This window comes from Archangium sp. (assembly GCF_036389735.1).
Taxonomy (GTDB): Bacteria; Myxococcota; Myxococcia; order Myxococcales; family Myxococcaceae; genus Archangium.
Map to the genome: position 1 here is coordinate 25,140 of NZ_DASVWK010000826.1, position 6,517 is coordinate 31,656.

A 6,517-nucleotide genomic window follows, 5' to 3' on the forward strand; every position below is an offset into this window, starting at 1 on the left:
TTCCGGATGGGCGGACGGGCTGTCTCGAGGGGCGTCTCCCTCGGGAGGATTCTTCGTCGACCGTGGCAGGGCTCCTGCACAGGGCGCGGGGAAACCCCACGAGGAATCCTCATGAAGAACCTTGTCCTGCCCGCGTTGCTCGCGACGGGCCTCTGCGGCTGCGGCCCCACGGGCCAACAGTTCCACGGCCTCTATGACGTGACGGGCACCGCCCACTTCAGCATCCAGGACTTCGGCAACTACTCCGCCCAGCTCCTGGACACCTTCCGCGTCTTCGAGGGAACGACGACGGACCTCGTCCTCACCGACCCGGCGGGAACGTGCCTCCTGCTCGCGAATGTCGAGGGGGAGGTGGCGAGCCTCGAACCCGGTTCGACCTGCACCCGGAGCGACAACGGGGCCACCGTCACCCTGACCCTCACGCGCGGAACGCTCTCGTTCTCCGGCACGAGCGCCCGGCTCCACATGTCCGGCACCGCGACGGCCGCGGCCCGGGGGCAGTTGCACCCGGGCTCCTTCTTCCAGTCCGCCACGCTCACCCGGGTAGGCGAGTAGCCGGGCGCGCGGCGAGCAACAGCCACTGGGAGTGTGGCTCGCGGGAGGGGGACATTCTAGACAAGCCAGCCCCTCTTTACATGATGGGGGCTCCTACTGTTTAAGGACTCGGGTACAGGTATGCAGGGCCAGGGAAAAACCACAGCTCGCGTGATGCGGACGGAGCGGGGGGGACGAATCCACGGACGCGGCGGGCTGGGGCCCGGTGGCGCACCTCGTGGGGACGCCCCTGGCCGAGTCGTGCTCGCATTGCTGCTCGCGCTGGCGGGCTGCGAAGCCCAGTTCGTGGATCCCCACCCACCCGAGATCAGCCTCCTGTCCCGTGAACAGGTGGTGAAGGTGGTGGATGCGCCGCTGGTCTACGGGCTCGTCTTCGACCTCCATCTCCCGGATGCCACCGAGTGCACCCGCGTCAAGGCCCGGCTGACGCAGACGTTCCGCGCCACGCTGCTGCCGGCGGGGCGGGTGGGGCAGGAACTGACCGTGCAGGACCTCTCGCCCGGCTGCATCCAGACGAACACGCGCCGGTTGAACCTCACCACGTACGAGCAGCAGTTTCGCGAGGCCGAGGCGCGCTTCGGGGTCGGGCGCGTGAAGGCGCTGCTCCTCTACTTCAACAACGTGGAGCTGCCGCCCTCCTCGGGCCTCCAGTCCGACTTCTCCTCGCTTCGCTTCCGTTCGGGTGCGCCGCTGCTGTGGGCGCTGGCCACCCTCGACGCCCTCCAGGGCATCACGGTCGACCATAGCGCCCAGTGGACCTACAGCGCCGATCCGGCCTTGACGACCCGGCTCGAGGAGGCGGCGCGGACGCAGTTTCCATTCACGCTGCTCGAGGTGCCCCCGGCGGACGGCTTCCCGCTCTTCACCCCGCAGGAGCTCGCCTGGGTGCGTGAGTTCAAGGGCTGCACGACCGTCAACGGCTTGAGCGGGGTGAACTTCACCTACGGGGCCAAGACCGTCCGGGTGGACAAGGCCAGCCCACCGCGCTTCCAGATGAAGGTGCCTCCGCAGCAGGGCCCCGTTCCTCGCACCAGTTCCACGCTCAAGCCGGTGACGGTCCGCTTCGAGCTCGAGGTGTGCCGCGCCCATTGCGAGCGGCTCTACAACGCGCCCCCGGATGGCGACCTCGTTCCCTGGACCCCCACTCCCCGCTGTCTGCTGAAGGGCTAGCCATGATGCTCGCCGGACTCCTGGGAACCCTGCTGGCCGCCGCCCCTCCAGCCGCCACGCCCGCGCCCGCCTCGATTCCCGGGGCCGAGGGCGAGCCCGTGCGCGTGGAGCGGCGCCTGCTGCTCAAGAAGGGGCATGCGTTCATCACCGGTGGCCTGGGCTACCTGTCGCGCGGGGACTACTACACCAGCCCGGGCCTCCACGCGTCGGGGAGCTGGTACCCCTTCGAGGACGGTGGGGTGGAGCTCAAGGCGGCCCTGTTCATCTCATGGCTCGGCCCCGCCGGCACCGAGGTGTTCGAGCGCACCGGGCTGGTCCCCGATGCGCACCGCCCCGTCGCGATGCTCGCGCCCGGCTGGCGCCAGAGTCTCGGCTACGGAAAGCTGCTCGTCGGCTCCACGGACAACAAGGTGGTGCACTTCGACATCCAGGCCACCGGGCACCTCGGCCTCACCTTCACGGATCGCGGCGTGAGCCCCTCGTTGCTGCTCGGGCCCGGGTTGATCCTCCGTTTCACCCCCCGCGTCCACGCGCAGCTCGACGTGCCGCTCGTCATGTCCATCGAGCAGCGCACCCGGGGCTCGTTCTCGCTCGGGCTGCTGCCCACCTTCACCCTCGGAGCGGTGCTGTGATGGCTCCGCTGCTGGCGGCGGTGCTCGCCGCCACCCCCAACCCGTACGCCGAGCCGCTCTGGGCTCGCGACCTGCACGGGCTGGTGGCGAAGCTGGCCGAGCCCCCCGTGGACCCGGCCGACGCGGAGCAGCAGCGGCTCTTCGGCGACGTGGTCCTCTTCCTCAACTGCGAGCCCCTCCCCAAGCTGGAGGCCGAGGCCCGCCCCCACGCGCCCCGCGCCCTGCTTCGCCTGGAGGCGGCTCGCCGGGGCCGGCTCGGTGCGTCCGCCGCCACCTCGGCCACGCTGTGGCGCGATGTCCTCGCGCCCGACTTCTTCCGACGTGCCTCGGTGCTCTCCCAGGGCCAGGTGCTGCGCTGGCCGGTGGAGGAGGAGCGCTGGGCCCCCGAGGTGCTGGAGGTCAAGCTTCGTCCCTCCTCGTGTGGCAAGCCCATCGCCTCCGCCGACGAGCTGGGCCAGCTCACCTCCGAGCTGCTCCAGGAGGTGAAGGAGTCGCTGGGGCCGGAGGTGACCGGACGGCTCCTCTACCACCGGGCGTCCCGGCTGCTGGCGCGGGGACAGGTCGGCGTGGCGAAGGAGGTGGCGGCCGGGCTGAGCCCCCCCGCGCTCGGGGACGAGCTGCGGCCCCTCGCCCGGCTCCTGCGGGTGGCGCTCGAGCTCGAGCCCCGGGAGGAGTACGTGGCCCTCGCCAGCGAGCCCGCGCTCGCCCCGATGCGCCTGCCCATCATCGTGCAGGCCGCGGCGCAGCTCTCCACCACGGGCCGTTGGCGGGAGCTGCTCGCGCTCACCGAGCCGTATACGGAGTGGCCCGGCGCCTCCACGCCCTCCGCCGAGGCCGTGCTGCGCGGCGATGTCCTCTACCGGCGGGCGCTGGCGCACCAGTCGCTCGGGGAGCACGAGGCCCTCACCCGGCTGATCGCCCCCATCTTCCCCGCCCTCGCCGGCTCCCAGGAGCCGATGGTGGAGGCGCTGCGCGGCGTGGCCCTGGATTCGCTGGCGCGTGGTGGCCTGGACGCCCAGGCGCTGGCGCTGCTGCGCGACCTCGGGCCCGCGGCGGGGCTGCAACGGCGGCTGGCCAGCCTGGGCAACCTCGCGCTGGGCGTGGGCAACGTGCGGCTGGCCCTGGAAGTCTCCGAGCGCCTCCTGCAGGAGCGGGGAGCGCCGTCCCGGGCCCGCGGCTTCGCGCTGCGCGCCCAGGTGGCGCTGGCCTCCGGGGACTCGGCCGGGCTCACCCGCTCCACCGAGCGGTTGCTCACCCTGCGCCGCCAGGAGCGCGTCCCGGTGCGAGACCTGGAGGAGGTCGACCGCATCGTCCTCTCGCTCGCGCAGGCCCTGGTGATTTCGAGCGCCGACCTCACGGAGCCGCACTGGCGCCCGCTGCTGGCCACGCAGCTGGAGACCATGAGACAGGGCGTCCATTCGCGCCACGAGAAGACCTTCCCCGCGCTCCTCGCGGCGCTGGAGGATCGTCCGCCGCTGCCCGTGGCCAAGGGCAAGCGCCAGGAAGCCTTCGTGGCGGTGGGCCAGGTGGAGGTGGGGGCTCCCCCGAGCCTGCTGCCGCCGCCTTCCTTCTCCGTGAGCTGGCCGGAGCCGTACTCGCTGCTCGCCCTTCCTCTTCCCGATGGCTCGCCGCGCGACTGGTTCCCGCGCGAGCCCCCCACTCCCGCCACTGTCCCCGCATCGCCGGGGGCGGAGGTTCCGCATGCGCCGTGAAGCCGTCTTCCTCCTCCTCGGGCTCCTGTGGGCGCTCGACGTGGGCGCCCAGTCGCCCACCACCTCGGGCACTGCCCCACCGGACAACGAGATTCCGGCGGGTGCCAGCATCTACGCCAAGCCCAAGCCGCCCGTCCGCCTGGAGACGCGCGAGGGCCGGCTCGTCCGGCCGGGCGATCAGGTGGATGCCAACGATGCGCTGGATGAGATCCTCGACGAGTTCGCCGCGGACGTGGCGCGCCTGGGGGCCAACCGGGTATCGCCCATCCTGCTGGAGCGGGTGCAGGTCTCGGAGAACATGAATCCCGAGTTCGCCAGCATCCTCGAGGCGCGGATGGTGTCCGCCATCTACCGCGCGGTGAACGTGCGGGTGGTGCGCTGCTTCGAGTGCTATGCCACCCACGCCGAGGTGGACAACGGCGCCTGGGTGGTGCGCCGCGGCATCTCCCGCCGTGAGGATCTTCAGGCGTTGGCGAAGAAGTACAACGCCCAGGTGGTGCTCAAGGCGAGCCTCACCCTGCACACCTCGCCCAACGCGATGGCCTTCGACGTGGAGTTCGTGCGCGCCGAGGACTCCTCCATCTTCTTCGCCGAGGGCTACCGGGTGCACCCGCATACGGCGATGCTGTACCGCTCTGCGGACAAGATGCAGAGCCGCGAGGTGCGGCTGAAGGATCTGGAGGATCGCATCAACGCGCGGCCTCACTTCAACCATGCGCTCCACCTGGGGGCGACGGTCATCCCCACCGTGGGCCACCCGGACGGCGCCATCTGGGCCGCCTACACCGCCTACCGCTTCACCGAGGCCTTCGGGGAGGACCGGACCTGGCGGGCCGGCGTGACGCTGGCCGGTATCCTCAACCCCACGCGCATGGTCGGTGCGGTCATCTCCGGCACGCTGCTCTCCCGGCTCAACCCGGAGAACGTCTACAGCATCAACTGCTTCGGCGGTGGCTCGGTGGGCTTCCTCCTCACGGGCGTCCAGGGCAACTCGCCCATGCTCAACGCCCAACTGGAGTGCGTGCTGGCCCACCGCGTCACGCTCCAGGGGAGCCTCGGGTACCTGGTGCCCTTCAAGAGCAGCGCGGAGAGCAGTTACACGGTCGGCGGGCTGAGCCCGCAGGCGGGAGTGGCATTCACATGGTGAGCTCCAGGTTCTGGGGACTGCTGGCGCTGGCGGTATTGCCCGCCTGCCAGACGGACACGCGCAGCAAGGTGTTGGTGGTGCCGGACGAGATGCGGCGCACGGCGCCTCCGAGCAAGGACGCGACGCGCAAGGAGAAGCCGCCGCCGATCACTCCGCCCACGAAGTACATCCTGCGCATGGCCGAGAGTGGCCGGGTGTGGGAGGTGGAGCTGCCCGAGGGCGCGGGGGGGTACGAGGTCCGCCTGCCGCTCGCCGGGGGCGGCCCGGTGGAGATGCTCACCCCCGCGGACGAGGAGATGCTCTCGGAGGCCCTGCAGGACGTGAAGGCCGCGAAGTCCGCCGAGGGCAAGCCGGAGGAGGCGAAGCCGGCCGTGGGCGAGCAGAAGCCCGCGGGCGCGGGGCGGGTGCTCGACGCCCACAAGGCGGCGCGCACGCGCAGCTACCTCGGTGGGGTGGCGCGGGTAAAGGAGATGTACTCCTCGCGCCGCTACGAGCTGGGCCTCATCGAGCTGGTCAACCTGGAGACGGAGTACCCCAACGACGCGCGGCTCCTGGCCATGAAGGGTTCGCTCTACCTCAAGCTGGGTCAGCCCAAGCTGGCCCGGCAGGCGTGGGAGAAGGCGCTGTCCATCAATCCGGATGATCTCGGGGTGGCCGAGGCCCTCCGCGCCATCGCATCAGGAGAGGAATAGTCCATGCACTTCATCATCGGGCTCGTGGGGCTCGGGCTGACCCTGGCCTACACCCTCACCCAGGGGCACGCGAGCGGCTTCAACGGGGTGGTCCACATCCCCTCGCTCATCCTGCTGGGGTTCGCGCCGCTGTTCATGACGGTGGCCTCGTACAAGTTCAGCGAGCTGGCGGGGGCGGGGCGGGCGCTGGTGCGCGCCATGCGCTTCTCGGCGAGCCGCTCGCGCGCCCAGCTCTACGAGTCGCTCACCCAGTTCGCCACCGAGGTGCGTCAGCGCCGGCCGGCGCGCGCGCTGGAGATCGCCAGCGGCGCCCGGCACGACGTGCTGCGGCAGCTCGGGCCGCTGGTGGTCCGCCAGTACGCCCCCGCGGACATCGAGAGCACCGCCAGCACCTCCATGTACTGCATGGTGAGCGCCATGAAGCGCAGCGAGGACGTGATGGGCACGCTGTCCCGCGTGGCGCCGGCCACGGGCCTCGTGGGCACGGTGCTCGGGCTCATCGCGCTGCTCAAGGACCTGTCGCGCTTCGATCAGCTCGGCCCGTCCATGGCGCTCGCGCTGTTGTGCACCCTGTACGGCCTCATCCTGGCCAATGCCGTCTACCAGCCG

At 71.1% G+C, this 6,517-nt stretch carries 7 protein-coding genes; all 7 read left to right on the forward strand.

Annotated elements, in window-relative coordinates; genetic code table 11:
• Window positions 1-111: 111 nt before the first annotated feature.
• Complete coding sequence (locus VF794_RS29595; RefSeq protein ID WP_331116187.1) at window positions 112-555, forward strand: hypothetical protein; 444 nt, start codon at window positions 112-114, stop codon at window positions 553-555.
• A gap of 240 nt (window positions 556-795) precedes the next feature.
• Window positions 796-1,725, forward strand: a complete 930-nt coding sequence (locus tag VF794_RS29600) for a hypothetical protein (RefSeq protein ID WP_331116189.1) — start codon at window positions 796-798, stop codon at window positions 1,723-1,725.
• A 2-nt stretch (window positions 1,726-1,727) separates the two neighbouring features.
• Complete coding sequence (locus VF794_RS29605; RefSeq protein WP_331116191.1) at window positions 1,728-2,357, forward strand: hypothetical protein; 630 nt, start codon at window positions 1,728-1,730, stop codon at window positions 2,355-2,357.
• On the forward strand, window positions 2,357-4,069 hold the full coding sequence (locus VF794_RS29610; RefSeq protein WP_331116193.1) for a hypothetical protein: 1,713 nt from the start codon (window positions 2,357-2,359) through the stop codon (window positions 4,067-4,069). The genes VF794_RS29605 and VF794_RS29610 overlap by 1 nt, the downstream gene beginning before the upstream one ends.
• Entirely contained in the window at window positions 4,059-5,216 is a 1,158-nt protein-coding gene (locus VF794_RS29615) for a hypothetical protein (protein ID WP_331116194.1), read from the forward strand. The genes VF794_RS29610 and VF794_RS29615 overlap by 11 nt, the downstream gene beginning before the upstream one ends.
• Window positions 5,210-5,908: a tetratricopeptide repeat protein gene (locus VF794_RS29620; protein ID WP_331116196.1), complete on the forward strand. Its 699-nt coding sequence runs from the start codon at window positions 5,210-5,212 to the stop codon at window positions 5,906-5,908. The genes VF794_RS29615 and VF794_RS29620 overlap by 7 nt, the downstream gene beginning before the upstream one ends.
• Window positions 5,909-5,911: 3 nt before the next feature.
• The coding region (locus VF794_RS29625) for a motility protein A (RefSeq protein ID WP_331116198.1) at window positions 5,912-6,517 on the forward strand (606 nt) is incomplete at its 3' end.